26 protein-coding genes are annotated in these 25474 nt (G+C 49.3%); 16 read left to right on the top strand and 10 right to left on the bottom strand.

All coding sequences use genetic code 11. The annotated features are described in order from the left end of the window. Nucleotides 1–195: 195 nt before the first annotated feature. Both H591_RS0106770 and H591_RS0106765 read left to right on the top strand, forming a co-directional pair. Nucleotides 196–750, top strand: coding sequence for a cytochrome b (locus tag H591_RS0106770; protein WP_022966194.1), 555 nt, complete (start codon nt 196–198; stop codon nt 748–750). Nucleotides 751–791: 41 nt separating this feature from the next. Then, complete coding sequence (locus H591_RS0106765) at nt 792–1367, top strand: YceI family protein (RefSeq protein ID WP_022966193.1); 576 nt, start codon at nt 792–794, stop codon at nt 1365–1367. Nucleotides 1368–1374: 7 nt separating this feature from the next. Here H591_RS0106765 and H591_RS15015 read toward each other — a convergent pair whose 3' ends face one another. Continuing rightward, nucleotides 1375–2283: a LysR family transcriptional regulator gene (locus tag H591_RS15015; protein ID WP_022966192.1), complete on the bottom strand. Its 909-nt coding sequence runs from the start codon at nt 2281–2283 to the stop codon at nt 1375–1377. Nucleotides 2284–2356: 73 nt separating this feature from the next. On the opposite strand from H591_RS15015, the gene H591_RS0106755 reads away from it, so the two are divergent. Both H591_RS0106755 and H591_RS15715 read left to right on the top strand, forming a co-directional pair. After that, nucleotides 2357–2884: a M48 metallopeptidase family protein gene (locus H591_RS0106755; RefSeq protein ID WP_022966191.1), complete on the top strand. Its 528-nt coding sequence runs from the start codon at nt 2357–2359 to the stop codon at nt 2882–2884. Nucleotides 2885–2886: 2 nt separating this feature from the next. Beyond that, nucleotides 2887–3693 (top strand): DUF3298 and DUF4163 domain-containing protein, encoded by an 807-nt coding sequence (locus tag H591_RS15715; RefSeq protein ID WP_022966190.1) that lies wholly within the window; start codon nt 2887–2889, stop codon nt 3691–3693. A 76-nt stretch (nt 3694–3769) separates the two neighbouring features. On the opposite strand, the gene H591_RS0106745 is transcribed toward H591_RS15715, so the two are convergent. Both H591_RS0106745 and yrfG read right to left on the bottom strand, forming a co-directional pair. Continuing rightward, a complete protein-coding gene (locus tag H591_RS0106745; RefSeq protein WP_022966189.1) occupies nt 3770–4090 on the bottom strand; it encodes a DUF962 domain-containing protein in 321 nt (106 codons plus the stop codon). Between the two features lie 81 nt (nt 4091–4171). After that, nucleotides 4172–4834, bottom strand: a complete 663-nt coding sequence (gene yrfG / locus H591_RS0106740; protein ID WP_022966188.1) for a GMP/IMP nucleotidase — start codon at nt 4832–4834, stop codon at nt 4172–4174. A gap of 69 nt (nt 4835–4903) precedes the next feature. Between yrfG and nudE the strand changes: the two genes are divergently transcribed. From nudE to H591_RS0106690, 9 genes are all read left to right on the top strand, one after another. Beyond that, the gene (gene nudE, locus H591_RS0106735) at nt 4904–5470 is read left to right on the top strand and encodes an ADP compounds hydrolase NudE (RefSeq protein WP_028244242.1); all 567 of its coding nucleotides are present in this window, start codon (nt 4904–4906) and stop codon (nt 5468–5470) included. Further along, nucleotides 5467–6300 carry a 3'(2'),5'-bisphosphate nucleotidase CysQ gene (gene cysQ, locus H591_RS0106730; RefSeq protein WP_022966186.1) on the top strand — a complete coding sequence of 278 codons (834 nt, stop codon included), beginning with the start codon at nt 5467–5469 and terminating at the stop codon, nt 6298–6300. Before nudE ends, cysQ begins: the two co-directional genes overlap by 4 nt. A 78-nt stretch (nt 6301–6378) precedes the next feature. Further along, a complete protein-coding gene (locus H591_RS0106725; protein WP_022966185.1) occupies nt 6379–7554 on the top strand; it encodes a YbfB/YjiJ family MFS transporter in 1176 nt (391 codons plus the stop codon). 387 nt (nt 7555–7941) lie between these two features. Further along, entirely contained in the window at nt 7942–8265 is a 324-nt protein-coding gene (locus tag H591_RS0106715; RefSeq protein WP_022966183.1) for an ArsR/SmtB family transcription factor, read from the top strand. Between the two features lie 109 nt (nt 8266–8374). Beyond that, nucleotides 8375–8578 (top strand): YgaP family membrane protein, encoded by a 204-nt coding sequence (locus H591_RS0106710; RefSeq protein WP_022966182.1) that lies wholly within the window; start codon nt 8375–8377, stop codon nt 8576–8578. Nucleotides 8579–8748: 170 nt separating this feature from the next. Beyond that, complete coding sequence (locus H591_RS0106705) at nt 8749–9612, top strand: MBL fold metallo-hydrolase (RefSeq protein ID WP_022966181.1); 864 nt, start codon at nt 8749–8751, stop codon at nt 9610–9612. A gap of 16 nt (nt 9613–9628) precedes the next feature. After that, complete coding sequence (locus H591_RS0106700; protein WP_022966180.1) at nt 9629–11371, top strand: bifunctional protein tyrosine phosphatase family protein/NAD(P)/FAD-dependent oxidoreductase; 1743 nt, start codon at nt 9629–9631, stop codon at nt 11369–11371. Next, entirely contained in the window at nt 11368–13101 is a 1734-nt protein-coding gene (locus tag H591_RS15005) for a SulP family inorganic anion transporter (protein ID WP_022966179.1), read from the top strand. Before H591_RS0106700 ends, H591_RS15005 begins: the two co-directional genes overlap by 4 nt. A 201-nt stretch (nt 13102–13302) precedes the next feature. Then, entirely contained in the window at nt 13303–14262 is a 960-nt protein-coding gene (locus H591_RS0106690) for a cytochrome-c peroxidase (protein ID WP_408605537.1), read from the top strand. A 60-nt stretch (nt 14263–14322) separates the two neighbouring features. Here the strand turns inward: H591_RS0106690 and H591_RS0106685 are convergent, their stop codons facing one another. Further along, nucleotides 14323–14607 (bottom strand): YheV family putative zinc ribbon protein, encoded by a 285-nt coding sequence (locus H591_RS0106685; protein ID WP_022966177.1) that lies wholly within the window; start codon nt 14605–14607, stop codon nt 14323–14325. A gap of 14 nt (nt 14608–14621) precedes the next feature. Beyond that, complete coding sequence (gene prlC / locus H591_RS0106680; RefSeq protein ID WP_022966176.1) at nt 14622–16673, bottom strand: oligopeptidase A; 2052 nt, start codon at nt 16671–16673, stop codon at nt 14622–14624. Between the two features lie 99 nt (nt 16674–16772). Between prlC and H591_RS0106675 the strand changes: the two genes are divergently transcribed. Continuing rightward, nucleotides 16773–17309 (top strand): gamma carbonic anhydrase family protein, encoded by a 537-nt coding sequence (locus tag H591_RS0106675; protein WP_022966175.1) that lies wholly within the window; start codon nt 16773–16775, stop codon nt 17307–17309. Between the two features lie 49 nt (nt 17310–17358). On the opposite strand, the gene H591_RS0106670 is transcribed toward H591_RS0106675, so the two are convergent. Genes H591_RS0106670 through def form a run of 5 tightly spaced genes read right to left on the bottom strand, consistent with a single transcriptional unit; the run spans nt 17359 to nt 23055 of the window. After that, nucleotides 17359–18810, bottom strand: coding sequence for a TrkH family potassium uptake protein (locus H591_RS0106670; RefSeq protein ID WP_022966174.1), 1452 nt, complete (start codon nt 18808–18810; stop codon nt 17359–17361). Between the two features lie 37 nt (nt 18811–18847). Further along, a complete protein-coding gene (gene trkA / locus H591_RS0106665) occupies nt 18848–20221 on the bottom strand; it encodes a Trk system potassium transporter TrkA (RefSeq protein ID WP_022966173.1) in 1374 nt (457 codons plus the stop codon). 10 nt (nt 20222–20231) lie between these two features. After that, nucleotides 20232–21545: a 16S rRNA (cytosine(967)-C(5))-methyltransferase RsmB gene (gene rsmB / locus H591_RS0106660; RefSeq protein WP_022966172.1), complete on the bottom strand. Its 1314-nt coding sequence runs from the start codon at nt 21543–21545 to the stop codon at nt 20232–20234. Next, nucleotides 21542–22486: a methionyl-tRNA formyltransferase gene (fmt, locus tag H591_RS0106655; RefSeq protein ID WP_022966171.1), complete on the bottom strand. Its 945-nt coding sequence runs from the start codon at nt 22484–22486 to the stop codon at nt 21542–21544. The genes rsmB and fmt overlap by 4 nt, the downstream gene beginning before the upstream one ends. A gap of 59 nt (nt 22487–22545) precedes the next feature. Next, a complete protein-coding gene (def, locus tag H591_RS0106650; RefSeq protein ID WP_022966170.1) occupies nt 22546–23055 on the bottom strand; it encodes a peptide deformylase in 510 nt (169 codons plus the stop codon). Between the two features lie 152 nt (nt 23056–23207). On the opposite strand from def, the gene H591_RS0106645 reads away from it, so the two are divergent. Both H591_RS0106645 and dprA read left to right on the top strand, forming a co-directional pair. Continuing rightward, entirely contained in the window at nt 23208–24227 is a 1020-nt protein-coding gene (locus tag H591_RS0106645; protein ID WP_028244240.1) for a LysM peptidoglycan-binding domain-containing protein, read from the top strand. Between the two features lie 133 nt (nt 24228–24360). After that, a complete protein-coding gene (dprA, locus tag H591_RS0106640) occupies nt 24361–25470 on the top strand; it encodes a DNA-processing protein DprA (RefSeq protein ID WP_022966168.1) in 1110 nt (369 codons plus the stop codon). Nucleotides 25471–25474 lie beyond the last annotated feature (4 nt).

Here is a 25474-nt window from a genome sequence, read left to right as displayed (position 1 = left end):
TGCTTTTGGTTAAACAAGCTTTAACAGGGGTATGAGTCTTAGTTGTGCGCAGACATTTTTATAAGTTATGAGCGATGATTCGCACGATAAATATAAAAGCATCTAAAAAGTTGATAGGTATCAGCAGTAATTAGCGCTTTTTATCAATATTAATGTGGCTACAATAGTCACCATCAACAACATAAGAGAGCTCGTATGCAGTTGCTTAATTCTTCAAATCGCTATGGTTTAGTGAGTGTAGTCATACATTGGTTAGTCGCGCTGGCCGTATTTTCTTTGTTTGGCTTGGGTCTATGGATGACTGATCTAACCTATTACAGTGAATGGTATCGCACGGCACCTTCGCTGCATAAAAGTGTTGGCATCGTGCTGTTTGCAGTGATGTTGTTACGCGTACTGTGGCGTTTTTTAACAGCCAAGCCTGCGCCAATCAGTAGTCATTCGGCAACAGTGCGGATGTTGAGCAGCTTAGGCCATGGCCTGCTGTATCTAGGTATTTTTCTGGTGATGATTTCAGGCTATCTGATTTCTACTGCGAAAGGTCGTGGCGTAAGTGTTTTTGAACTGTTTGAAATTCCGGCTTTTATTACCGGTTTGCCCGATCAGGCGGATCTGGCTGGGGCGGTGCATTTCTATGTGGCCTGGGGCTTAGTAGTGTTTGCTGGATTGCATGGTTTAGCAGCTTTGAAGCATCACTTCATTGATCGTGATTCAACACTCAAGCGCATGCTGGGTTGTGGGCCGAAATAATTTTACGACTTAGATTCTTTTAATTAATTAGAGGTAAAAACATGTTTAAGAAAACGTTTGCAGCGTTGCTATTAGGTTCAGTATTAGCCAGTGGTGCAGTATCTGCAGCAGATTATGTGATTGACCAAGAAGGCCAGCACGCATTTGTTAACTTTAAAATCAGCCACTTAGGTTACAGCTGGTTATACGGCACCTTTAAAGATTTTGATGGCACTTTCAGCTATGACGCAGCACAACCAGAAGCCAGCAAAGTCAATGTGACCTTGCGTACTGCCAGCCTCGACAGTAACCATGCTGAGCGTGATAAGCATTTGCGCAGCGCTGATTTTTTAAACACCAGCAAGCATCCAAAAGCCACATTTGCCTCCACTAAAGTGGTCAGCACCGGTGAAGGTACAGCTGATATTGTCGGTGATTTAACCCTCAATGGCGTCACTAAAGAAGTAATCATCGCTGCCTACTTTATTGGTGAGGGTGATGATCCGTGGGGTGGCTACCGTGCTGGCTTTGAAGGCACCACAACCCTGCAATTATCTGATTTCGGCATTAAAGCCAACTTAGGCCCAGCGTCAGAAAGTGTTGAGTTGACCTTAGCGGTTGAAGGCGTGCGTAAGTAATACCTTGTTAGTCAGTGACGCTACCCTGTACAGGTAGCGCGCTGGCGCGAATACAGTCCACTAAGATTTGCGCCGCTTTCCCGAGCGGCTTATCTTTATGGCTATACAGATAAAACGGCTGATGACGTACCGCGCTGGTTTGCAAAGGCAGCTGTTTTAGTAAGCCGCTGCTTAAATCAGCGCTGACCATATGCTCGGGCAACCAAGCAAAACCTAAGCCCGCGCGAATAAACTCAGCAGAAGTGGCTAAACTGGCGACTGTCCAGCGTTGCTCGGCACCCAGCCAGCCGACGTCACGTGGTTGACGCTTGCCTGAATCACGTACCACCACTTGCATGTGTGCACGCAGATCGTGAGCTGTCAGTGTGCGCTGTAATTGATGCAGTGGGTGCTGCTGATGTGCTACGGCAATAAAGGTAATGGTACCCAGTTCAATCGGTAAATAACCGGTAATATCCACACCACTAATTGCAATATCAGCCACCCCGTCACGCAGTAATTCCTCGGCGCCGGATAACACTTCTTCGCGTAACAACACGCGGCAACCATGGCTCAGCGGTTTAAAGGCTTGCAGTGCTTGCACGATTTTTTGACTGGGATAGGCCACATCCACCACTAAACGCACTTCGGCTTCCCAGCCTTCTTGGATGTGCTGAGCTAACGCTTCCAATTGCGACGCATCGGCCGTTAATTGCCGTGAGCGCCTTAATAGAATTTCACCGGTTGCAGTTAATACAGCTTTACGCCCTTCAATGCGTAATAATGGCATGGCTAACTGCTCTTGCATGCGCGCAATGTTATAGCTGACCGACGATTGTGAGCAGTGCAGCGCTTGTGCCGCTTGTGCGTAGCCACCATGATCAATCACAGCTTGTAAGATTTTCCATTGATCTAAAGTGATACGTGGGGCTTTCATAAGCGGGCCATTATTCAGTGTTTGCGTGAGTCTAGCGTTTTTTATTCATGTTGTTGAGAGGAATAGAGTGGCAATGTCTGAGCTCAAATACTTAGCCGCCTATGCGCCAGAATTGCAGGCGCAAGTACGCAGCATGTTGGCGCAGGATAAGCTCGGTGCTTATTTGCAGCAGCGTTATCCCGAGCGCCATAGAGTGCAAAGTGATAAGGCGTTGTATCAGTTCACCACGGAACTCAAACAGCAATACCTGCGCAATTCTCCCAACATCGATAAAGTGTTGTACGACAGTAAGTTGGATGTACTGCGGCATGCTTTGGGGCTGCATACTGCGGTCTCAAGGGTGCAAGGCAATAAGCTCACGGCGAAAAAAGAAATTCGTATTGCCTCATTGTTTCGCGATACGCCGCCAGAGTTTTTGCAGATGATTGTGGTGCATGAGTTGGCACACCTACGAGAAAAAGACCATAACAAAGCCTTTTATCAGCTGTGTCAGCATATGCTGCCGGATTATCATCAATACGAATTCGATTTACGTATCTACCTGACCTGGCGCGATACGCAGAATAAAACTGCTCACCCATCTGTGATCAAGGACGTTTAACCATGCAACGAGTACCGAAGTTTTTAATGACTAGCCTGCTGCTGAGTTCAGTGTATGCAAGCTCAGCAGTGGCCGCCGCAACGCCCTTGATTGTCCCGCAGCTACTTGAAGTTGTGGCGCAGAAAAAGTGTCTACAAGAGGATGAGCAAGAGTATTGCGCAGAGATCCTTATTGATTTAGAAAGCACTGGCGTAGACTGGCTCGATCAAGCTTTGCTGGCGCGTTTGGCCATCACTAACCCAGAGACAGAGGCTTTGCCTGTTAATACGTCAGCACAGGTACAAGACATTAAACAGCAGGCCAATGCTTGGTTGGTTGAGAGTTATGCTGACATTAAGGAGGCGCGTGAGGCTGCAGAGCCTTATTTTGTTGGCTATGACCATAGTGACAGCATCCGTTTTATTGCCCAGCGCAATCATCTGGCTAGTTTCAAGCAGTTTAGCTACGGTTATTCCGGTGGCGCGCATGGCATGTACAGCACCAGCTATGCGTTGTTTGATTTAAATACCCATAAGCAATTGCTGTTGCCGGATATTTTGCAACGCTTTGCTGATGCCAAATTACTGCAAGCGTTACGTGAGCTCTATATCGAAAATTACGCCGAATATGCAGAAAGTTGGTTGAGTGACGATCTCGCCGAGCAGGCGCAAACTTTTCTAACCGATAATTTTGTCTTCAATGAGCAAGGTTTGACTTTCAGTTATGCGCCTTATGTATTGGGCCCCTATTCGGAAGGGGAAGTGCGCTTAACTCTGCATTACGCGCAGCTCAAAGAGCTGCTTAAACCCGAATATTTATTTGGTAACTAATTGCACTGTAGCGATGCTGCTTGTTACTAAAACTGCAGCATCTGCGTTGTGCTTGAGGTTCATGCAGGCGCGAGGGCTACCAAGCAATACGCCCGATTAACATATCTTTAAACATCACAAAGTCGCCTGCCAAGCTATAAAACGGATGCTGAAAGGTGGCAGGGCGATTCTTTTCAAAGACAAAGTGTCCGAGCCAGGCAAAACCATAGCCACACAGCGGTAGCGCCAATAACCACCATGCATTAATGACCCCGAAAAGAACACAAGCGGCAATGCTCAGTACAGCAAGGGTGCCGCAAAAATGTAAACGGCGGCTGGTGTGGTTTTTATGTTCGGATAAGTAATAGGGATAAAACTCTGCGAAGCTGGTAAAGGTGCTGGGTCTATTCTGCTGCATGGACTGCGCTCTCTTATTGTTATGGCTTGCTGATAGTTGTAGCGAGCGCAGTGTCGACTGTCAATGAGCCTCTTATTGCCGTTATAGATTGCTGACTAAGCTGAGTAGGTCAGTGGAAGCAATAAACTCTTCACCGTTTTTATCTGGGCCTTGGCTGTCCGGTTGCAATACTGCACGCAGATGGCCAATACCATAACGCTGGGCGCTGCGCAGCACTGGAAGGCTGTCATCAATAAATAAACTGCGCTCAGGCTGGTAGTCAATCTGCTGGCTGAGGCTGTGCCAAAAACGCTGATCTTCTTTGGGATAGCCGTAATCATGCGAGCTGACGATGATGTCGAGCAGTGGCTCTAAGTGTACTTTTTCAAGTTTAATATGCAGTGAATCCCGATGCGCATTGGTCACTAATACAGTGTGTTTGCCAGCCTGTTTGAGCGCGGCTAAAAAATCATCGGCATTGGCGCGTAGGTCAATTAAATGCGCGGTGTCGCGTTTCATTTGCTTGATCGGTAGGTCCAGCGTTTTACTCCAGAACTCAACGCAATACCAATTCAGCTGACCGCTGTAAGAGGCAAATAAAGGCTGTAAATACGCATCGGCTGCTGCGCGTGACAGCCCGTTTTTCTCGGCATAGCACTGCGGTAAGTAATCGAGCCAAAAATGATTATCAAAATGCAGGTCGAGCAAAGTACCGTCCATATCCAATAAAACGGTATCAATTTTCTCCCAAGGCAGCAGTTGCATAGTTAAATCTCTCTAAAACTGTGTGTGCAAGCGCGCTATGATACCTGCATCGGCATTGGGAGTTTTGTTATGCGGGAAAAACCAGTCATCTTGGCCAGCGAAGAAGTGGCGCGTAGTCGAATTTTTCGTGTTGAACAATTGCAGTTGCGTTTCAGTAATGGTGTAGAACGCACCTATGAACGTTTGCGTGGTAAGGCCGGCGGTTTAGGTGCGGTGATGATTGTCGCCATGCTTGATGCAGAAAATGTGGTGTTGGTGGAAGAATATTGCGCGGGCAGTGAAGCCTATGAGTTGTCGCTGCCTAAAGGCTTAATTGATCCGGGTGAAGATGCTTTGCAAGCAGCCAATCGTGAGCTGCAAGAAGAAGCAGGTTTTGCCGCGCGCTCTTTAGAGTTTATTACCGAGTTAAGTTTATCGCCGGGTTATATGAGTCAGCGTATTCAAGTGGTGTTGGCGCGGGATTTATACCCGTCGCGTTTAGCGGGCGATGAGCCGGAACCGATGCGGGTTGAAACTGTGAACTTGCGTAACCTGTTGGGCTTGCTCGAGCATCCACAATTTACTGAAGGCCGTGCTTTAGCGGCGATGTATGTGGTGCGTGACTTATTACAGCAGCGTGGTGAGTTGACCTTATGATCCATCCTCTTATTGATCCCGTGCTGGAGTTGGTACAGGCTGCCGGTCAAGCAACCTTGCCGTACTGGCAAGCCAATGTGGCTGTGCAAACGAAAGCGGATGCGTCACCGGTGACAGCAGCAGATATCGCCGCGCATAAAGTGCTGGCGGCAGGATTGACGGCTTTGGATGCAAGCATTCCGGTGCTCTCGGAAGAAGATTGCGCTATTGCTCTGAGCGAACGTCAACAGTGGACGCGTTGGTGGTTGGTTGATCCGTTAGATGGCACCAAAGAGTTTATTAGCGGCAGCGCTGAGTACACGGTGAATGTCGCGCTGATTGAGCACGGTCAGGTGGTGTTTGGTGTGGTCGGCGTGCCGGTTACCTCGGCGATCTACTATGGCGGCGCAGAGTTCGGTGCTTTTTGTCGTGATGCGGATGGCGCTACCCGAAGCCTACACATGCGCAGCGCGCCGCAGGATGAATTGGCTGTGGTCGCCAGTAAAAGACACAGCAGTCCAGAACAAGAAGCTTTGCTAGAGCGTTTGGCGGAAAACTTTCCGACGCTGCGCTTAGTGAATGTCGGTAGTTCGCTGAAGTTTTGTCAGATGGCAGAAGGCGCTGCGGATCTTTATCCACGCTTAGCGCCAACTTCGCAATGGGACACTGCTGCCGCGCAAGGTGTGTTGGAGGGAGCAGGCGGTCAAGTGCTGAATCTCCAAGGACAACCGCTGACCTATGCTGCGCAAGAGAACTATCTGAATCCTTTTTTTGTGGCGCTACCGCAGCAGGCCGTTTGGCGTGAGTCGTTCTTGGCGCATGTGTCGCGGATTGCCGCAATCACGCCATAGACGAGATGTACCACTAATGTCGCAAAGAACAGTGTTTGAAAGCACTGCAGACTGGCTTTTTAATAATAAGCACAATTTATGACTCAGAAAACTCCAGACTTGTTACGGGTGATCGTTGCCGGTGCCCTAGTGCTGCTTGTGGTGCACACCCTTGGGCGTTTTATTTATACCCCATTGCTGCCTTGGCTGGTTAAAGACGGCTTGTTGAGTCTGAAGCAGGGCGCTGATGTTGCCAGTTGGAATTATCTTGGCTATTTAATCGGTGCGTTACTGGCCATGCGTTGGCACCGCGTTGAGCAGATCCATAAAGTCTTGCCGTGGGCCTTGGCCATTAACGTGTTATGCACGCTGCTACAAACCCAAGCTGAAAGCGCTGAAAGTTTATCGGCTTTACGCCTGATTAACGGCATCACCAACGGTATTGTCTTTGTGCAAGCGCCGTCATTAATTTTGGAATGGCTGGCGCGGCATGGACGAGCGACGGCCAGTGGCTTGGTCTACCTGGGTGTCGGTGCCGGCTTGTTGGTGTCCAGTGCTTTGGTGGCGGTGCCTGCGCAGTGGCTGCAGGGCGCAGAACGCTGGTGGCCGGCCTTTTTACTCAGTGTGCCTTTAGCATGGTGGGGTTGGCGACAGCTAGCTGTGTTGGATATTCCTGCACCGGTGGTTTTACCGACAGAAAGTGGTGAAGCTCGCTCAACGCGCTTGTTTGATCGGGCCAGTACACCGCTGTTTTTGTCCTATGCTGGCGCGGGCTTAGGCTATATTTTGCCGATGACCTTTTTGCCGATGTTGGCCAGTATCAAGCTTGAGCCGGGCAGCTTTTTAGTCGATGGCAGTTGGCTGGTGGTGGCGTTAGTGACCTTACCTTCACCTTGGGTGTGGAATAAGTTAGGTGCGCGGATCGGTGATGCTTTAGCGCTACGTCTTAATTACATTTTGCAGTTGCTGGGCGTGCTGGCGGTTCTATTACTGCCTGCTGCCTTGGGTGTCTTACTTTGCGCCTTATTAGTGGGCGGTACTTTCTTGGGTACTGTACTGTTAACTCAGCGCTTAGCGCGCACTTTGCATCCGCATCAAGGTCCACGTTTATCAGCAGGGCTGGTGGCTTTATATGGTTTTACTCAGCTCACCGGCCCTTGGCTCACTGCTCAGTGGCTAGCGGCAAGTGGCACTCTGCAGGGCGCATTCTGGTTGGGTGCAGGCGCTTTGTTGTGGGGTTTGCTCTGGGCGTTATTGGTGCCCGAGAAGAGTTAAGGAAGCGCTGAATACTTACCTACGTTGTCAGGACGTTGTTAAAAATCAGCTCAAAATGCTCATTTACTACCTGTAAACTGCGCTTTTTCGCTGATTTTTGCCTAGCCCTGACTGCCTCGCTAACATTATTCAGAGCTTCCTTAAATAAAAATACTTATTGTGCATCAAGCTACTAAGTGGGCGAACACTGGCAAGATGCCAATCAGAATCCAGTAATGGATATGTTTTTTGCTTCTGTGCTTATGCCTGCAGCCCTGTTTCGAGAACCTTGGTATCAAGGTAGTATTGCTTTTAATTATCAATAATATGTTGAAGTGCTGCGCTTGATAAGAGCTTTCTTATTCGGTAGTTGGTGCTTGGACGACGACGTGCTTTAGGATGTTTCCAATGAGTAAACCTGCTGTTTCAATAGATATTGATCAACTGCGCGACAATGCTGACGAGGCCGGTCAGTTGCTGAAAGCATTGGGTAACCCTGATCGATTATTGCTGCTGTGTCAGTTGGTTGCTGGCGAGATGAATGTTGGAGAGTTGGAAGATCGTTTAAAAATTGTCCAACCAACGCTGTCACAACAACTGGGCGTATTACGCCGTGAAGGCTTAGTAGATACACGCCGTGATGGACGACAGATTTATTACAGTATCAGTAGTCCGCAAGCACTGGCTGTGATTGAAACCCTCTACCAGCTTTTTTGCAGCGGAACCGAATAACGTGTGTCGACTGGCAGCGTTGTAAGACGATACGTTAATTGAACAATTTATCATAATGTATAGTATATTGATGGTGTAGCACCTTTATAACAGCAAAGGGGAATTCATCATGAAAAGCAATATGGGTTCAATTGACCGCGGTCTGCGCATTATTGTCGGTCTTGTTTTAGTTGGATTGGCTTTGACTAATGTGATTGGCTGGTGGGGCTGGATTGGTATTGTGCCGATTATTACCGGCGCCATAGGCAGCTGCCCTGCTTACAGTATTATTGGCGTGAACACCTGCGGCACCAAGCAGTGTGATAAAAAATAGTTGGTTGCAGACTGCATTCTGTAACCAACACTCAAGGCACCCTCGTGGTGCCTTTTTTGTCTCGAAAATATGGCCATAGTTATCCATATACGAAACAGTTATAAGTATATTCTTTATTTTCGTGTATGATTTAATATCGATTTGTATAGTGTTTCAGTGAGGAGCGTGCGATGCGACCTGCAGTGACTGCTTTCTTTGATCCAGCTACCTACACCTACAGTTATGTCGTGCGTGATCCTGAGTCGCAGTCTTGCGCCATTATTGACTCAGTACTCGATTATGATCCCGCCTCAGGTCGCACCAACACTGACAGCGCTGAGAAAATTGTGGCCTTTGTCCGAGAGCAGCAGTTAACCGTTGAATGGTTATTAGAGACTCATGTGCACGCGGATCATTTATCTGCCGCGCCTTATCTGAAGCAGCAATTGGGTGGCACATTAGCGATTGGTGCTGAGATTACTGCGGTACAGAAAGTATTTTCCAAACTGTTCAATGTGGAGCCGCAGTTTGCGACCGATGGCAGTCAGTTTGATCGACTGCTCAAAGATGGCGAGACCCTGCAAGTGGGCGGCTTGACCGTGCAAGTCATGCACACGCCTGGCCATACTCAAGCCTGCTTAAGTTATGTGATTGGCGATGCGGTGTTTGTCGGTGACACCTTATTTATGCCTGATTACGGCACTGCACGCTGTGATTTCCCCGGCGGCGATGCGCACACTTTATATCATTCCATCCAGCGTTTATTCACCTTACCAGACAGCATGCGCATGTTTATGTGCCATGACTACAAAGCTCCAGAGCGTGAAGAATATTGCAATGAAACCACGGTCGCTGCTGAGCGTCTGCACAACATTCATGTGCGTGAGGGGATCAGCGCTGAAGAGTTTGTCGCCATGCGTAGCGCGCGTGATGCGACGTTATCGATGCCCACGCTGATTTTACCATCAGTACAAATTAATATGCGTGCAGGTGAATTGCCACCCGCGGAAGATAACGGTGTACGCTATTTAAAAATACCGCTCAACGCACTTTGATTTTGGAGAACGCCAGATGGAAGCGACCAAACAGCTCACACCTTTTTTATCGGTTATAGGGCAAATTCAGCCCAAAGATATGACCTCGGTTGCCGCTGCAGGCTTTTTGACCGTGATTAATAATCGTCCTGATCAAGAAGGTGAAGATCAACCAAGCAGCGCCGAAATAGCTGAAGCGGCGCAAGCGGCGGGCTTGCAATATCATTATTTACCGGTGATTGCAGGGCAGATCAGTGATCAAAATGTCGCTGATTTTGCACAGTTGCTTGCTCAAGTTAAGGGCCCTGTTTTAGCGTTTTGTCGTACCGGGACGCGTTCATCTAGCTTGTGGGCATTGAGCGAAGCGCATCGTCTGGATTCTCAACGAGTACTCGATACTGCTAAAGCCGCAGGCTATGACTTAGCTGGTTTACTACCGCGTTTACAGCAGCGTTGGAGTGAACAAGTTTGTGTGCCCAACGCAACGCAAACGGCACAAAGCAATCGCTATGATGTGTTAGTGGTCGGCGCTGGTGCTGCAGGTTGTGCGGTCACTGCGAGCTTGCTCAAACGAGATGCCAGTTTGCGTATTGGTGTGATTGAGCCCAGCGAGCAACATTACTATCAGCCGGGTTGGACCATGGTCGGTGCCGGCGTATTTACTCGTTCACAAACTGAGCGGCCGATGGTGCAGTGCATCCCAAAAGCAGCGCAGTGGATTCGCGCCGCCGTGACTGGTTTTCTACCAGAGCAGAATACTGTTGTGTTAGAGGATGGCCGCCAATTGGCTTATCGCTCGTTGATTGTCTGTCCAGGTCTTAAGCTGCATTGGGATGCAATCAAAGGCTTGCGTGAGACCCTTGGTAAAAATGGTGTGACCTCTAACTATGTCTTAGAGTTGGCGCCATACACTTGGCAGTTGGTACAAAACCTACGCAAAGGCCGGGCTATTTTCACCCAGCCACCGATGCCGATTAAATGCGCCGGTGCACCACAGAAAGCCTTATATATGTCTGCCGATTGGTGGCAGAAAGAAGGGGTGCTCAGCCAAATAGAAACCGAGTTTTGTACTGCCGGCGGCGTGCTCTTTGGTGTGGCTGACTTTGTTCCACCATTGATGAAATACATTGAGAAATACCAAGTGCAGTTAAACTTCCAGCAAAATTTAGTGGAAGTCGATGGTGAAGCGGGTAAGGCTTGGTTTGAAGTGACGGACGCCGAAGGCAATCAACAGCGCATCGAGAAATCCTTTGATTTCTTGCATGTTGTGCCACCGCAGCGCGCGCCACGCTTTGTCCGCGAAAGTGTGTTGGCCAATGCTGAAGGTTGGTTGGAGGTGGATCATGACACCTTACGTCATCCGCGTTTTGGCACGGTATTTAGCTTAGGCGATGTCTGCTCTGCGCCCAATGCGAAAACCGCTGCTGCCGTGCGTAAGCAAGCACCAGTGGTTGCTGAAAACGTCCTCGCGGTGCTGGCTGGTCGTGGTCCGCGTGCTATGTACGATGGCTATGGCGCTTGCCCGTTGGTGGTTGAGCGCGGCAAAACTATTCTTGCTGAGTTTGGTTATGGCGGCAAACTACTGCCTACCTTTCCACTTGATCCTCTGGTTGCGCGTCGCTTGGCGTGGATTTTGAAAGCCCGTTGGATGCCAACCATTTACTTCGATATGTTGTTGAAAGGCCGTGAGTGGCTGGCCAAGCCGACTATTTTAGATCACGAACCGCATGCTGCAAATGAACCTGCGGCCTGTGATTTTGAGGCGGATAAACATAAGTGAAACTGCAGCGTTGGCTGCCCTGCTTAGACTGGGCCGCTACCTATGATCGAGTCACCGCAGGTAAAGATGGTTTAGCTGCGGTGATCGTCACCTTGATGTTAATTCCGCAAAGTTTAGCTTACGCCATGCTGGCAGGCTTACCACCCATCACTGGGTTGTATGCCAGTATTGCGCCGCTATTTTTGTATGCGATTTTTGGTTCAAGTCGTACTTTAGCGGTGGGGCCAGTGGCGGTCATTTCACTGATGACGGCTGCGGCGCTAGGCCCTCTGTTTGCCGCTGAGTCTGCGGCTTATATCGGTGCAGCAATGTTATTGGCCGCGTTATCTGGGCTGATTTTGTTACTGATGGCGTTGTTACGTTTAGGCTTTCTGGCTAATTTCTTAAGCCATCCGGTGATCTCAGGTTTTATCAGTGCTTCAGGTTTGCTGATTGCTTTAAGCCAGTTCAAACATATTTTAGGCGTCAAAGCCGACGGACAAACGGTGTCGCAATTACTGCCGTCCTTGGCTGAACAGATTCCTTATGTGAATTTTCCAACTTTGCTGATTGGCGGTTTATCGCTGTTATTTTTACAGTTGTCGCGTACCCATTTAAAAGGTTGGCTGCTGCAGTTAGGCTGCACTCCAGTCTGGGCCGATAGCCTGACGAAAATGGGGCCGGTGGTCACTATTATTGTCTCGGTTGTTGTGGTTACTCTGGGCAACTTAGAAAGCAGCGGTGTGCAAGTGGTCGGTGCAATTCCAGAGGGCTTACCAGTATTGCGCTTGCCAACGCTGGATTGGCAATTGGCCATGCAGTTATTACCTGCAGCTTTATTGATTAGCTTGGTAGGTTTTGTTGAATCAGTTTCGGTTGCGCAAACCCTAGCTGCCAAACGCCGCGAACGAATTGATCCAGACCAAGAATTAGTTGGTTTAGGTGCTGCTAATATTGCCGCAGCAGTCAGCGGTGGTTTTCCAATCACCGGTGGTTTTTCACGCTCGATTGTTAATTTTGATGCAGGCGCGAGAACGCCGATGGCAGGTGTTTTAACTGCGATTGGTATTGCCGTTACGGCACTATTTTTTACCCCGTTATTTCACAATTTACCCCATGCGGTATTGGCTGCGACCATTATTGTGGCAGTACTCAGTCTCGTCGATTTAGGCTCTTTAAAGCGCACTTGGCGTTTTTCTAAACAAGACTTTTTTGCTCAGGCCGCAACCATTTTTGGTGTGCTGTTTATGGGCGTGGAAATCGGCATCATCATGGGCGTTAGCTTATCGCTGTTATTGTTTCTGTGGCGTACCAGTCGTCCGCACATTGCGGTGGTTGGGCAATTACCGGGTAGTGAGCACTTTCGCAATATCGAGCGTTTTAATGTGGTGCAGAGTGAGCAGGTGGTGTCTTTGCGCGTCGATGAAAGCCTGTACTTTCCCAATGCTCGCTATTTGGAAGAAAGCATTACGCGTTTGATGGTGGATTACCCCAACTGCCAGCATTTAGTGTTGATGTGCTCCGGTGTGAATTTAATAGATGCCAGCGCTTTAGACAGTTTGGAGGCCATTACCGAGCGCCTCACTGCTGCCGGTATACAGTTGCATTTGTCTGAGGTGAAAGGTCCGGTAATGGATCAGTTGCACCGTTCGGAATTCTTGCAACACTTCGGTGGCCAAGTTTTTGTTAGCCAATATGCGGCGATGCAAGCATTGGATCCGTTAAGTGTTGCGCAAGCGCAAGCAACATAAGTGTCAAGGGCTCGCTTCACTTCACTTTGGTAGCAGTTAAGAGGCCTTCAATATGAGTTCATCTGCTGCATCCTCGTGTGCTTTGACCAGGGTCAACTCAAAGGTATGAACTATCCATCATTATGCTTACAAGAAATATATTAAGTTCCAGAGAGGAATAACCTGATGCTTAGATTATCTGTATTAGCGCTCACTGTGAGCATGAGTGTGGTTGCCTTTGCTGCACCACAAAAAAACGAGCCGATTCAACCGATCGAGCCTGCAGTGGTCACCGACCAAGCTAAAGTTGAGTTGGGTAAGCAGTTATTTTTTGATCCACGTTTATCTAAGTCAGGTTTTATTTCTTGTAACTCATGCCACAACTTAAGCATGGGTGGCAGTGATAACTTGCCGTCATCGATTGGTCATAATTGGCAAGAAGGGCCAATCAACTCGCCAACCGTATTGAACTCAAGCTTAAACTTGGCGCAGTTCTGGGATGGCCGTGCTGCTGACTTGAAAGAGCAGGCTGGCGGTCCGATTGCTAATCCTATGGAAATGGGTTTTACCCATGATTTAGCAGTGGACGTTCTGGCCTCTATTCCACAGTACGTAGAGTCGTTTAAAGATGTCTACAAAGTCGACAAGATCACTATCGATGAAGTGACTGATGCGATTGCTGAATTTGAAAAAACCTTAGTCACACCGAATGCGCCTTTTGATAAGTGGCTCAAAGGTGATGAAGCAGCACTTAGTGCTGATGCAAAAGCAGGCTACAAACTGTTTAAAGATGTCGGTTGTACTGCCTGCCACAATGGTCCTGCAGCGGGTGGTAATTCGTTCCAGAAGATGGGCGTGATTGAAGCTTATGAAACTAAGAACCCTGCAGAAGGTGTTGCCGGTTTGACCGGTGATGACTTAGACCGCTTTAAGTTTAAAGTGCCAACCCTGCGTAACGTCGAACTCACTTACCCATACTTCCATGATGGTGCCTATTGGAATCTGGAAGAAGCAGTGGATGTGATGGCGCGTTTACAGTTAGGCCGCAAACTCGAGAAAGAAGAGATTGCGCAGATTACCGTTTTCTTGAAAAGCTTAACCGGTGAGCAGCCAAGTTTTGCAATGCCGATTCTGCCGCCATCAACAGCAGCAACACCGCGTCCAGCGCCTTTTGCTAAATAAGGTTCTTGGAGTAATAAAAAATGGCCCTTCGGGGCCGTTTTTTATATTGGGTAGATGATTTTATTTTTTCAGCTTCGGGTTGGGAAAAAACTGCAGTGCTTGGCCTTTTGTGTCTTTAGGCTTTTGCAGGGCACTGACGTTCACCCGTGTCGCCAATTCATTAGGAATTGAGTTGCCGTCGGCATTTAGCGTATCGCTGTAGCCGCAATGCACGCAGTCGCGGTTGGGCACGCCATCGACTTCCCACATGCGAATGCCATCCATGACCTGACAAGCTGGGCATACTGCACCGGCGATAAAGCGTTTTCTAGTTTCATTCTCTGGAATCTTGTCTGACGTCGTCATGATCATCTCGCCTGTTATGCCGCGTGAGGGTCGCTAAGGCCGCTGTGACGCAGTAATGCATCAATGCTTGGCTCGCGTCCGCGAAATTCAATAAACAGCTGCATCGGTGATTGTGAGCCACCTTTAGCGAGGATGGCATCACGGAAAGCGCGACCGGTAACTGGATTGAGTACGCCTTCTTCTTCAAAGCGTGAAAACGCATCAGCCGATAACACTTCAGCCCACTTGTAGCTGTAATAACCAGCAGCGTAACCGCCAGCAAAAATATGGGCAAAACTGTTAGCAAAGCGATTCCACGACGGTGGTGCCATTACTGCCACACGCTCTCGTACCGCGTTTAGAACATCCAGTACGCTACGACCATCACCATGGCTGCAGTGCAGCTCAAAGTCGAACAGAGAGAACTCAATCTGTCGCAGCATGCCTAAACCCGACTGGAAGTTACGTGCAGCAAGCATTTTATCCAGCAGTGCTTTAGGCAGCACTTGTTGCGTTTCATAGTGCCCGGAGATCAGCGCTAAACCTTCTGGTTCCCAGCACCAGTTTTCCATAAACTGACTTGGCAGCTCGACTGCATCCCAGGCCACGCCGTTGATTCCGGAAGCACCAGCAAATTCAATTCGGGTCAGCATGTGGTGCAGACCATGACCAAACTCGTGGAATAAGGTGGTGACTTCATCGTGAGTCAGTAATGCAGGCTTGCCTTGACTGGCTGGGGTGAAGTTACAGACTAGATAAGCGATTGGATTGATCAGCGTGCCATTGGAATCGCGGTATTTATCCCGTGAACCATCCATCCACGCGCCGCCACGTTTGTGCGAGCGGGCATACAGGTCAAAGAAGAAACGTCCGACATGTTTGCCGTCTTCAGTGATTTCAAACAGACGCACGTCTGGATGCCAGCTATCAAAATCGCTTAGCTCAGTAATTTGAATGCCGTAGAGTTGTTCAACAATGGCAAATAAACCGCTGAGCACTTTATCGATGGGGAAATAATCGCGCAGCTCTTCTTCGCTGATGTCATAGCGCTGCTCACGTAGTTTCTCGCTAAAATAACCAATATCCCAGCTGTTTAAATCATCGACATGATGCTCTGCCGCAAAAGCGCGTAATTCAGTTAAATCTTGCTGAGCAAAAGGTTTGCTGCGCTCGGCTAGATCATGCAAGAAGGTTAGAACCTGTTCGGTAGATTCAGCCATCTTCGTGCTCAACGACAGCTCGCTGTAGTTTTTAAAATCCAGCAGCTGCGCCAGCTCTAGGCGCAAATCAAGGATCTCTGCCATCACTGGGGAGTTATCCAATTGGCCAGCATTGGGACCTTGATCAGAGGCGCGTGTGCTGTAGGCGCGGTAGACTTCTTCACGCAAATTGCGGTCATCAGCATAGGTCATCACAGCGTAATAGCTTGGGAACTCCAGGGTGATTAACCAACCATCGAGTTCTTTATCTTGCGCGGCTTGAGCCATTTGCTCTTTGGCTGAGTCGGTCAAACCCGCCAGTGCTTGCTCATCGGTGATGTGCTTGGTCCAAGCTTGGGTCGCATCCAGCAAGTTATTAGAGAAGCTGCTGGATAACTCTGAGAGACGCATTTGGATTTCGCCGTAACGCTTTTGTTTAGCGGGCTCTAAATCAATACCAGACAAGCGAAAATCACGCAGTTCATCTTCTAAAATGGTTTTTTGTGCAATCGAAAGCTGCTCAGCCGCAGGGCTTTTTGCTAGGGCTTGGTAGGCATCAAACAATGCACGGTTTTGTCCCATTTCTGTCCAGAATTCAGACAGTTTAGGCAGGCAGGCTTCATAAGCCACGCGTAATTCTGGGCTGTTGCACACGGCATTCAGGTGGCTGACCGGACTCCATGCTTCGCCCAAGCGTGCACCAAGCTCGTCCATCGGTAACACTAAGCTGTCCCAGGTTGGTTGCTGCTGGTTACTTAACAGCTGCGCAATCGCGGCACGGCTTTCGGCGAGAATTTTATCAATGGCCGGCTCGATATGCTCTGGGCGAATCGCTGAGTAGGTTGGTAAGTCGAAATCTTGTAGGAGGGGATTGTCTTGATCAGTCACGTTAATACCTGTAAATACAAAAGAGGGATGGCGTGTGTACAGCCAATTATGTGTCTATCTTAATACAAATCAGCGCCCACGCGGCCTAAGGTTTCCATTGTGTCGATTCGAATCTATAACCAAATATTACCACAGTGTGGCAGTCGGGTATTAATTGATCCCAGTGCTGTCGTGATTGGCGATGTGCATTTAGCCGATGATTGTTCAGTTTGGCCACAAGCTGTGATCCGTGGCGATATGCATTCGATTCGTATTGGTGCGCGCAGCAGTGTGCAAGATGGCAGCGTATTGCACATTACCCATGCCGGGCCATTTAACCCAGAAGGCTATCCGTTGACGATTGGTGAAGATGTCACTATTGGCCATCAAGCCTTGCTACATGGCTGCAGTATCGGCTCGCGGGTGTTAATTGGCATGGGCTCGATTGTGATGGATGGTGCGCGCATCGACGATGATGTAGTGCTCGGTGCCGGCAGTTTAGTGCCGCCGGGTAAGCATCTAGCCAGTGGTTACTTGTATATGGGGCGTCCTGCCCAGCAAGTACGTGCGCTGACCGAGCAAGAAATGGCGTACTTTACGTACTCCGCAGCGAATTATGTGCGTTTAAAAGATGAGTATTTGCTGCAGCAGGACTAAGTCTATAACTTGCGCTGGCACAGCATCAGAGTGCTGCCAGCGCTAGAGTTTAATAACGCCAGAAAGCTGGGGATAATAATACCAGCAAGGAAAACACCTCAAGACGTCCCAGAATCATCGCCAGACTGAGAATCAGCTGCGCCGCATCGGGTAAGTTGCCGTAGTGCGCGGTGGCATCGCCCAGTGCAGGGCCAAGATTATTCATGCAGGAGGCCAGCGCTGAAAAAGCCGTAATTGGGTCCAGCTCGCACGCCAGCAATCCCAGCATTAAAGTAAAGAACGTCACCATATACACCACACAGAAGCCCCACACCGACTCAATCACCCGATCCGGTACTTTGCGCTTGCCCATTTTAATAGTGAACACACCGTTGGGGTGCAACAGACGTTGTATCTCACGCTGACCTTGGCGATACAAGAGCATCACTCGCATGACTTTCATGCCGCCACCGGTGGAGCCAGCGCAGGCACCAATAAAGGTGGTGTAGAGCAATAAAAAGGGTAAAAAACTCGGCCAGCCGCTGAAGTCAGTAATACCAAAGCCAGTGGTAGTGGCTACTGAGACCACTTGGAACGCGGCGTAACGGATCGACAGTAATGGGTTGTCGTGATGGTTGTAAATCATCAGGACGGTTGCGGTAACTATGATGGTTGCCGCTAAGATTTTTAAATAGGTTTGGCACTCAGGATCGGCTAAATAGGCTTTCAGCGAGCGGCTGCGCAAGGCTAGAAAGTGCAGAGCAAAGTTCATCCCGGAAATGCCCATAAAAAAGATACAAATTATTTCTATCAGGGCGCTGTCAAAATAACCAATACTGGCATCGTGGGTAGAGAATCCGCCAATCGCAATGGTTGAGAAGCTATGGCCAATGGCATCGAACAAGGTCATGCCTGCAGCCCAATAAGCAAGAGCGCAGAGCAGGGTTAAAGCGCAATAAATGAGCCATAAGGTTTTGGCCGTGTCAGCAATGCGCGGTGAGAGCTTATTGTCTTTGAGCGGACCGGGCATTTCCGTACGATAGAGCTGCATGCCACCGACGCCGAGCATCGGCATAATGGCGACCGCCAAAACCACAATACCCATACCGCCAAGCCATTGCAGTTGCTGACGGTAGTAAAGAATTGAGCGGGGTAATTGATCGATCCCTGTCAGTACTGTGGCACCGGTGGTGCTCAGGCCAGAAAAAGCCTCAAACAGTGATTCGGTCACGCCCATATTAGGGCTGGGCGATAGCATAAATGGGATCGCCCCGAATGAGCCCAGTACGATCCAAAATAACGCAGTAATTAAGTAACCATCGCGCACCCGTAATTCAGCGCGTGCTCGACGCACCGGCAGCCAAAGAAAAAATCCAGTCAATAAGGTGATCGCAAACGCCCAAAGAAAGCTTGAGCTGGAGCCGCCATCGTCATACAGAGCAATCAGTAATGGCGGTACATGACTGATACTGAAAAGCATCAAAAGAACGCCAAGAATTCGACCAATCGCGGCAAAGTGCATTGAGGCTACTCGTTAAAAGAATATGTAAGATTATAGGCTAAAAGAAAGTCAGGCCGGGTTGGAACAGGCGTTCTACATCACGGATATACTTTTTATCGACCACGAACAAAATAAAGTGATCATCGGCTTGAATAACAATGTCTTCGTTGCCAATCAGTACTTGATCGTCGCGAATAATCGCACCAATGGTGGTGGCCGGTGGTAAATGAATTTCACTGACCTTGCGACCAATCACTTTACTGGATTTACGGTCACCGTGTGCGATTGCTTCGATCGCCTCTGCTGCACCACGGCGCAATGAATGCACGCTGACAATATCGCCACGGCGTACGTGGGTGAGCAAAGTGCTGAGTGTGGCCAACTGTGGACTGATAGCAATATCAATTGCGCCGCCTTGGACTAAGTCTGCGTAAGCCGGATTATTAATAATCGCCATGACTTTGCGCGCACCAAGACGTTTTGCCAGCAACGAGGCCATGATGTTGGCTTCATCATCATTGGTTAAGGCTAAGAAGATATCCACTTCATCGATATTCTCTTCTACCAACAAATCGCGGTCGGAAGCACTGCCGTGCAGGACCACAGTGGTGTCTAAACTGTCGGATAAGTAACGGCAGCGTGCGGCATTGATTTCAATGATTTTAACTTGATAGCGGCTTTCAATCGCCTCAGCTAAGCGCTCTCCAATATGGCCGCCACCAGCAATGATCACTTTGCGATAGCTGTCTTCCATGCGGCGCAGTTCACTCATCACCGCACGGATATGTGTGCGCGCAGCAATAAAAAACACTTCATCATCGACTTCAATAATGGTGTCGCCAGTGGGGAAAATAGGGCGGTCACGGCGGAAAATAGCGGCTACGCGAGTATCGACATTAGGCATGTGTGCGCGTAGCTGACGGAGTTCTTGGCCCACCAAAGGACCGCCGTAATAGGCGCGTACGCACACTAATTGTGCTTTGCCCTCAGCAAAGTCGAGCACTTGCAGCGCGCCAGGGTATTCAATTAAACGCTTAATATGATTGGTGACGGCTTGTTCTGGGCTGATCAAAACATCAATTGGAATCGCGTCAGTATCAAATAACTCAGAACGGGTTAAATAGGCTGACTCGCGCACCCGGGCAATTTTGGTGGGCGTGCGAAACAAGGTGTGTGCGACTTGGCAGGCGACCATATTGGTTTCGTCACTGTTGGTCACGGCCACCAGCATATCGGCATCATCGGCACCGGCTTGACGCAAAATAGTTGGGAAAGAGCAGTGGCCAACCACGGTACGAATATCAAGGCGATCACCTAAGTCACGCAGACGTTCGGTATCAGTATCAACCACGGTGATATCATTGGCTTCATTGGCCAAGTGTTCTGCAAGTGTGCCACCCACTTGCCCTGCGCCAAGAATAATAATCTTCATGCTGATGTCCTTAAGTGCTCTGGGTGGCTGCTTGTTTGATCAGACGAGCATAATAAAAACCATCGTGGCCGCCCACTTGTGCAAGTAATTGCTGGCCGTGAGGTTGTGCTTTGCCAAAGGCTGCTTGGAAAGGCAGTTCTTGCGCATCGCTGGTGCGTTGTAAAAACGCAGCAATCACCTCGGTGTTCTCAGTGGGTAATGTAGAGCAAGTGGCATACAGCAAGATACCGTTTTCTGCGAGTGTTGGCCAAAGTGCGTCAAGTAGCTCACCTTGCAGTTGTGCAAGAGCTGCGATGTCATCGGTTTGCCGAGTCAGTTTAATATCTGGGTGGCGACGAATCACCCCAGTCGCAGAGCAGGGCGCATCGAGCAAAATACGCTGGAAAACTTGCCCGTCCCACCACTGATCAACCGCACGGGCATCGCCAGCCACAATGCTAGCCTTGAGTTTTAAACGCTCAAGGTTGGCTTTAACTCGATCTAAACGCTGTGGCTCGAGGTCAATCGCAACCACTTCGCGCAGTTGTGCTTGGCTTTCTAAAATATGGCAGGTCTTGCCGCCAGGCGCACAACAGGCATCCAGCACACGCTGCTCAGGCTCAAGCATCAGCAAGTCAGCGGCTAATTGCGCTGCTTCATCTTGCACGCTCACTGCACCGTCAGCAAAACCCGGTAGCGCAGTGACATCACAAGCGGTTGCTAAAGTAATACCATCTTTGCTGAAAGGTGTTGCCTGGCCAGCAATGCCGCAATCCAGCAGTTCCGCTAAATAGGCATCGCGACTGGTCACGCGCTGATTAACCCGCAGCGTGAAGGGCGGATGGCTATTATTGGCCTCACAGATGGAGAGCCAATCGTCAGGCCAAAAAGCTTTTAAGGATTTTTGCAGCCAGCGTGGATGTGCGGTGAGCACGACAGGATCTTTTTCAAGTGTTGGCAGCAGTGTTTCAGCTTCACGTTGCGCGCGGCGTAAGACCGCATTGAGTAAACCTTTAGCCCAAGGCTTTTTTAACGCGGTAGCGCAACCAACAGTTTCGGCAATTGCCGCATGCGCTGGAATGCGGGTATAGAGCAGTTGGTACAGGCCTACTAATAATAATGCCTCAACATCTTGGTCAGCTTTGCGAAAAGGCTTGCTCAGTAGCGCTAAGGCTAATGCCGATAGACGTGGCTGCCAGCGTGCAGTGCCAAACGCGAGCTCTTGAACTAAGCCTTTATCTCGATCGCTGACGCGTTCCAGTTGGGTCGGTAAGCTGCTAGCTAACGAGGCTTTACCCGCTAGCACTGCAGCCAATGCGCGCGCTGCTGCGAGGCGTGGGTTCATAAGCCGAGTACCTGCCCGGGCTGGAATAAATCTTTTTTACTGTTGAGTAAGTCGCTGAAGGCTAAGGCCTTACCATTAGGTAACTGTAGATGGGTTAAACGTAGCGCTTGTTCACCACAGGCCACTAATAAACCTTCGCGGTCAGCGCTGAGAATCTCGCCGGGTTGGCCTTGCCCTTCGCTCACGTGCGCGGCGTGAATTTTTAGCGCTTCGCCAGCTAGAGTGCTGTGTGCAACGGGCCATGGGTGCATGGCGCGAATCTGGCAATCGAGTGCTGCAGCCGGGCGTTGCCAATCAATCAATGCGGCTTGTTTATTCAGCTTATGCGCGTAAGTGGCTAAACCGTCGAGCTGTTTTTCAGCGCTGATACTACCGTCAGCTAAACCTTGAATAGCTTGTAAAACTGCGGCAGGACCCAGCGCGGCTAAGCGATCGTGCAAACTGCCGCCGGTGTCAGTGGCTAAAATCGGTGTTGTCACTTTCAGCAACATAGGGCCGGTATCTAAACCTGCCTCCATTTGCATTACGGTAATGCCGCTTTCAGTGTCACCGGCTTCAATCGCCCGCTGAATCGGTGCGGCGCCGCGCCAGCGCGGTAGCAGCGAGGCATGGCTATTAATGCAGCCTAAGCGCGGGCTGTCTAACACGGCCTGCGGCAAGATTAAACCGTATGCCACCACCACCATCAGATCAGCATTAAAACGAGCCAGTTCTTGCTGAGCTTCAGCGCTACGCAAGTTAATCGGTTGCAGCACCGGAATGTCGTGCTTGCTTGCCAGCTGTTTGACTGGGCTTGGGGTCAGCTTCTGACCGCGTCCAGCGGGACGATCAGGTTGCGTATAGACTGCGATCACGCTGTGCTCGCTATCAAGTAGCGCTTGTAAATGACTCGCGGCAAACTCAGGCGTGCCGGCAAACACAATACGTAAAGACGTAGACATACAATTACCTTGCGAAAACAGAAGGGACGCCACTGCACAGCATTCTTATTGAAAGGTATTTAATCTTTCTGCTGGCGATGGATTTTCTCTAGCTTTTTCTTAATGCGATCACGTTTCAGCGATGACAAGTAATCCACGAAGAGTTTGCCATTTAAATGGTCGCACTCGTGCTGGATGCAAACGGCTAGTAAGCCTTCTGCTAACAGCTCAAAGGGTTCGCCATTACGGTCAAGGGCGCGTATTTTAACCTTTTGTGGGCGCTGTACGTCTTCGTAAAAGCCCGGCACTGAGAGACAACCTTCTTGATAAAGATCGGTTTCATCAGTGAGAACTTCAAACTCTGGATTGATAAATACTAGCGGTTCAGATTTATCTTCTGATAAATCCATCACAACTAAGCGAATATGATGGTTGACCTGTGTCGCAGCTAGACCAATACCAGGTGCGGCATACATGGTTTCTAGCATATCATCAATCAGGAGGCGGATTTGGTCATCGACCTGCGCTATAGGTTTAGCTATGGTGCGTAATCGAGGATCGGGAAACTCAAGAATATTTAAAATTGCCATATGCGTTTGTGATGTACTTATGGAATAAAGTTAGAAAGCACTGCTACTATGATACGCAGCATAATAAAGAATTGGCTGTAAAGCCAAAAAATCGGGTTCTGGAATTGTCATTAGGCGTTCCATTGTCAACATATGATAAAGGGATTCACCGCATGAGGAAAACATTACTTGCTCTGTTATTGCTTGCGACTGCTGCAGTACAAGCACAGGTACAGTTAAAAGATGGCCATCCAGACAATTACACAGTGGTTAAAGGCGACACCCTGTGGGATATCTCCGGTAAGTTTTTAAGCAAGCCGTGGAAGTGGCCAGAAATTTGGCATGCTAACCCACAGGTGGCGAATCCACACTTGATTTACCCAGGTGACCGTTTGAGCTTGGTTTACGTTGATGGCCAGCCGCGCATCATGTTAAACCGTGGTGCCAGCCGTGGCACTATTAAATTATCGCCTAAAGTTCGTAGCACGCCAATGGCTGAAGCCATTCCTACGATTCCTTTAGAAGCAATTAACAGCTTCTTACTCAGCAACCGTATTGTGAATACACCTGAAGAGTTTGCCAAAAAGCCTTATGTGGTTGCTGGTAACGCTGAACGTGTGATCAGTGGTGCGGGTGATCGTATTTATGTACGTGGCGATGTTAATGAAAATGCTATTTATGGCATTTTCCGTCAAGGCCGCACTTACGTTGATCCAGTCACTGAAGAGTTTCTCGGTATCAATGCTGATGATATCGGTGGTGGTGAAGTTGTTGCCATTGAAGAAGATATTGGCACCATGATACTTTCGCGTACAACTCAAGAAGTACGTAATGCTGACCGTCTGTTCCCAACCGAAGAGCGCGCCATCAACTCAACTTTCTTACCAAGTGAGCCAAAAGAAACAGTTGAGGGTGTGATTTTAGATGTGCCACGTGGCGTATCACAAATCGGCCAGTTTGATGTGGTCACCATTAACAAAGGCGCGCGTGATGGCCTTGTTGAAGGTAACGTCTTAGCGGTGTACAAAACCGGTGAGACCGTTCGCGATAATATTGGTGGCGATTCAGTAAAAATTCCAGACGAGCGTTCTGGTTTACTGATGGTGTTCCGCACCTATGACAAGCTGAGCTATGGTTTAGTTTTGTATGCGAACCGTCAGCTAGCAGTGATGGATAAGGTTAAGAATCCTTAATTCTACTGCAGTGGTTTGATGTAAATAGAAAGCGTCCTTGAAAAAGGGCGCTTTTTTGCTTTTTAGCGGCTTATTACTACACTGACAGCTAGGAATGACAGGACGTCATTCTCTTCTGAATAAGGATATTAATATGACGCAATGCTCGCCTGCCGAACTTGAAGCGCGTTTGCGCTTACATAGTCTTCCCGATATTGGTCCGCAACGCTTTTATAAACTGCTAAAGGTTTTTTCTTCAGCCTGCTCAGCGTTAAGCGCTCCGGCCGCGGCATGGCAAGTTATAGGTATGCCGCAGAGCAGCATTGATGCACGCCGCAGCGAAACTGTTCGTGAGCAGGCACTGCTTGCGCTGCGTTGGTCAGAACAGGCGCAGCAGCATGTACTCTTGCATGATATGTCGCAATATCCAGCGTTGCTAAAAGAAACCGCTGGAGCACCGCCGGTGCTTTTTGTAAAAGGTAATCCGGCTATTTTAGAGCAGCCGCAGATCGCTATTGTTGGCAGTCGTCGTGCCACACGTCCCAGTTTGGATACTGCACAGAGTTTTGCCCGTAGTTTGGCCAAAGGCGGCTTTGCGGTGACCAGTGGGTTAGCGCTCGGCGTTGATGCGGCAGCGCACCAAGGTGCTTTAGATGTGCAAGGTGTAACGATTGCGGTCGTGGGTACAGGGCTTAATCAAGTCTATCCAGCACGGCATCGCAGCTTAGCGCAGAGCATTGTTGAGCAAGGCGGCGCGCTTGTATCTGAGTTAGCCTTGCAGAGCGCCCCACATGCCAGTCATTTTCCTCGGCGTAATCGCATTATCAGCGGTTTGTCTTTAGGTGTTTTAGTGGTTGAGGCCAGCCCATCCAGTGGCTCGCTGATTACCGCACGCTTAGCTGCTGAGCAAGGTCGTGAAGTTTACGCCATCCCAGGTTCCATTCATGCGCCCGGCGCGCGTGGCTGTCATCAGTTGATTCGTGATGGTGCAACGCTAATTGAAACGGTAGGGGATATTTTAGAATCATTACAAGGTTGGCAGCTAACAGCGCCAGCCGAGCAGTCAGCCGTCCAGCAAAGTCTAGCCCTGCATCATCCACTGCTTGATTTGTTAAAGGTACAACCATTGGATGTTGATGCGTTGGTTGATTTGAGTGAGTTGCCGTTGTCAGAAGTGCTAGCGCTGCTGACTGACTTTGAAATTGCTGGCAATGTCAGTCGCGAGGGCAGTTTATGGCTGTATCGTAACGCTGGACAGGTTTAAGATA

It is taken from the genome of Denitrificimonas caeni DSM 24390 (assembly GCF_000421765.1).
In the GTDB taxonomy this organism is placed as follows: Bacteria; Pseudomonadota; Gammaproteobacteria; order Pseudomonadales; family Pseudomonadaceae; genus Denitrificimonas; species Denitrificimonas caeni.
The sequence above is the reverse complement of the archived record's forward strand: the minus strand, read 5'-3'. Positions and strand labels throughout refer to the sequence as shown.

Bases quoted from the DNA above. Each gene is read 5' to 3' on its own strand.
- H591_RS0106770 (WP_022966194.1), top strand. From the start codon at position 196: ATGCAGTTGCTTAATTCTTCAAATCGCTATGGTTTAGTGAGTGTAGTC.
- H591_RS0106765 (WP_022966193.1), top strand. From the start codon at position 792: ATGTTTAAGAAAACGTTTGCAGCGTTGCTATTAGGTTCAGTATTAGCC.
- H591_RS15015 (WP_022966192.1), bottom strand. From the start codon at position 2,283: ATGAAAGCCCCACGTATCACTTTAGATCAATGGAAAATCTTACAAGCT.
- H591_RS0106755 (WP_022966191.1), top strand. From the start codon at position 2,357: ATGTCTGAGCTCAAATACTTAGCCGCCTATGCGCCAGAATTGCAGGCG.
- H591_RS15715 (WP_022966190.1), top strand. From the start codon at position 2,887: ATGCAACGAGTACCGAAGTTTTTAATGACTAGCCTGCTGCTGAGTTCA.
- H591_RS0106745 (WP_022966189.1), bottom strand. From the start codon at position 4,090: ATGCAGCAGAATAGACCCAGCACCTTTACCAGCTTCGCAGAGTTTTAT.
- yrfG (WP_022966188.1), bottom strand. From the start codon at position 4,834: ATGCAACTGCTGCCTTGGGAGAAAATTGATACCGTTTTATTGGATATG.
- nudE (WP_028244242.1), top strand. From the start codon at position 4,904: ATGCGGGAAAAACCAGTCATCTTGGCCAGCGAAGAAGTGGCGCGTAGT.
- cysQ (WP_022966186.1), top strand. From the start codon at position 5,467: ATGATCCATCCTCTTATTGATCCCGTGCTGGAGTTGGTACAGGCTGCC.
- H591_RS0106725 (WP_022966185.1), top strand. From the start codon at position 6,379: ATGACTCAGAAAACTCCAGACTTGTTACGGGTGATCGTTGCCGGTGCC.
- H591_RS0106715 (WP_022966183.1), top strand. From the start codon at position 7,942: ATGAGTAAACCTGCTGTTTCAATAGATATTGATCAACTGCGCGACAAT.
- H591_RS0106710 (WP_022966182.1), top strand. From the start codon at position 8,375: ATGAAAAGCAATATGGGTTCAATTGACCGCGGTCTGCGCATTATTGTC.
- H591_RS0106705 (WP_022966181.1), top strand. From the start codon at position 8,749: ATGCGACCTGCAGTGACTGCTTTCTTTGATCCAGCTACCTACACCTAC.
- H591_RS0106700 (WP_022966180.1), top strand. From the start codon at position 9,629: ATGGAAGCGACCAAACAGCTCACACCTTTTTTATCGGTTATAGGGCAA.
- H591_RS0106690 (WP_408605537.1), top strand. From the start codon at position 13,303: ATGAGTGTGGTTGCCTTTGCTGCACCACAAAAAAACGAGCCGATTCAA.
- H591_RS0106685 (WP_022966177.1), bottom strand. From the start codon at position 14,607: ATGACGACGTCAGACAAGATTCCAGAGAATGAAACTAGAAAACGCTTT.
- H591_RS0106670 (WP_022966174.1), bottom strand. From the start codon at position 18,810: ATGCACTTTGCCGCGATTGGTCGAATTCTTGGCGTTCTTTTGATGCTT.
- trkA (WP_022966173.1), bottom strand. From the start codon at position 20,221: ATGAAGATTATTATTCTTGGCGCAGGGCAAGTGGGTGGCACACTTGCA.
- rsmB (WP_022966172.1), bottom strand. From the start codon at position 21,545: ATGAACCCACGCCTCGCAGCAGCGCGCGCATTGGCTGCAGTGCTAGCG.
- fmt (WP_022966171.1), bottom strand. From the start codon at position 22,486: ATGTCTACGTCTTTACGTATTGTGTTTGCCGGCACGCCTGAGTTTGCC.
- def (WP_022966170.1), bottom strand. From the start codon at position 23,055: ATGGCAATTTTAAATATTCTTGAGTTTCCCGATCCTCGATTACGCACC.
- H591_RS0106645 (WP_028244240.1), top strand. From the start codon at position 23,208: ATGAGGAAAACATTACTTGCTCTGTTATTGCTTGCGACTGCTGCAGTA.
- dprA (WP_022966168.1), top strand. From the start codon at position 24,361: ATGACGCAATGCTCGCCTGCCGAACTTGAAGCGCGTTTGCGCTTACAT.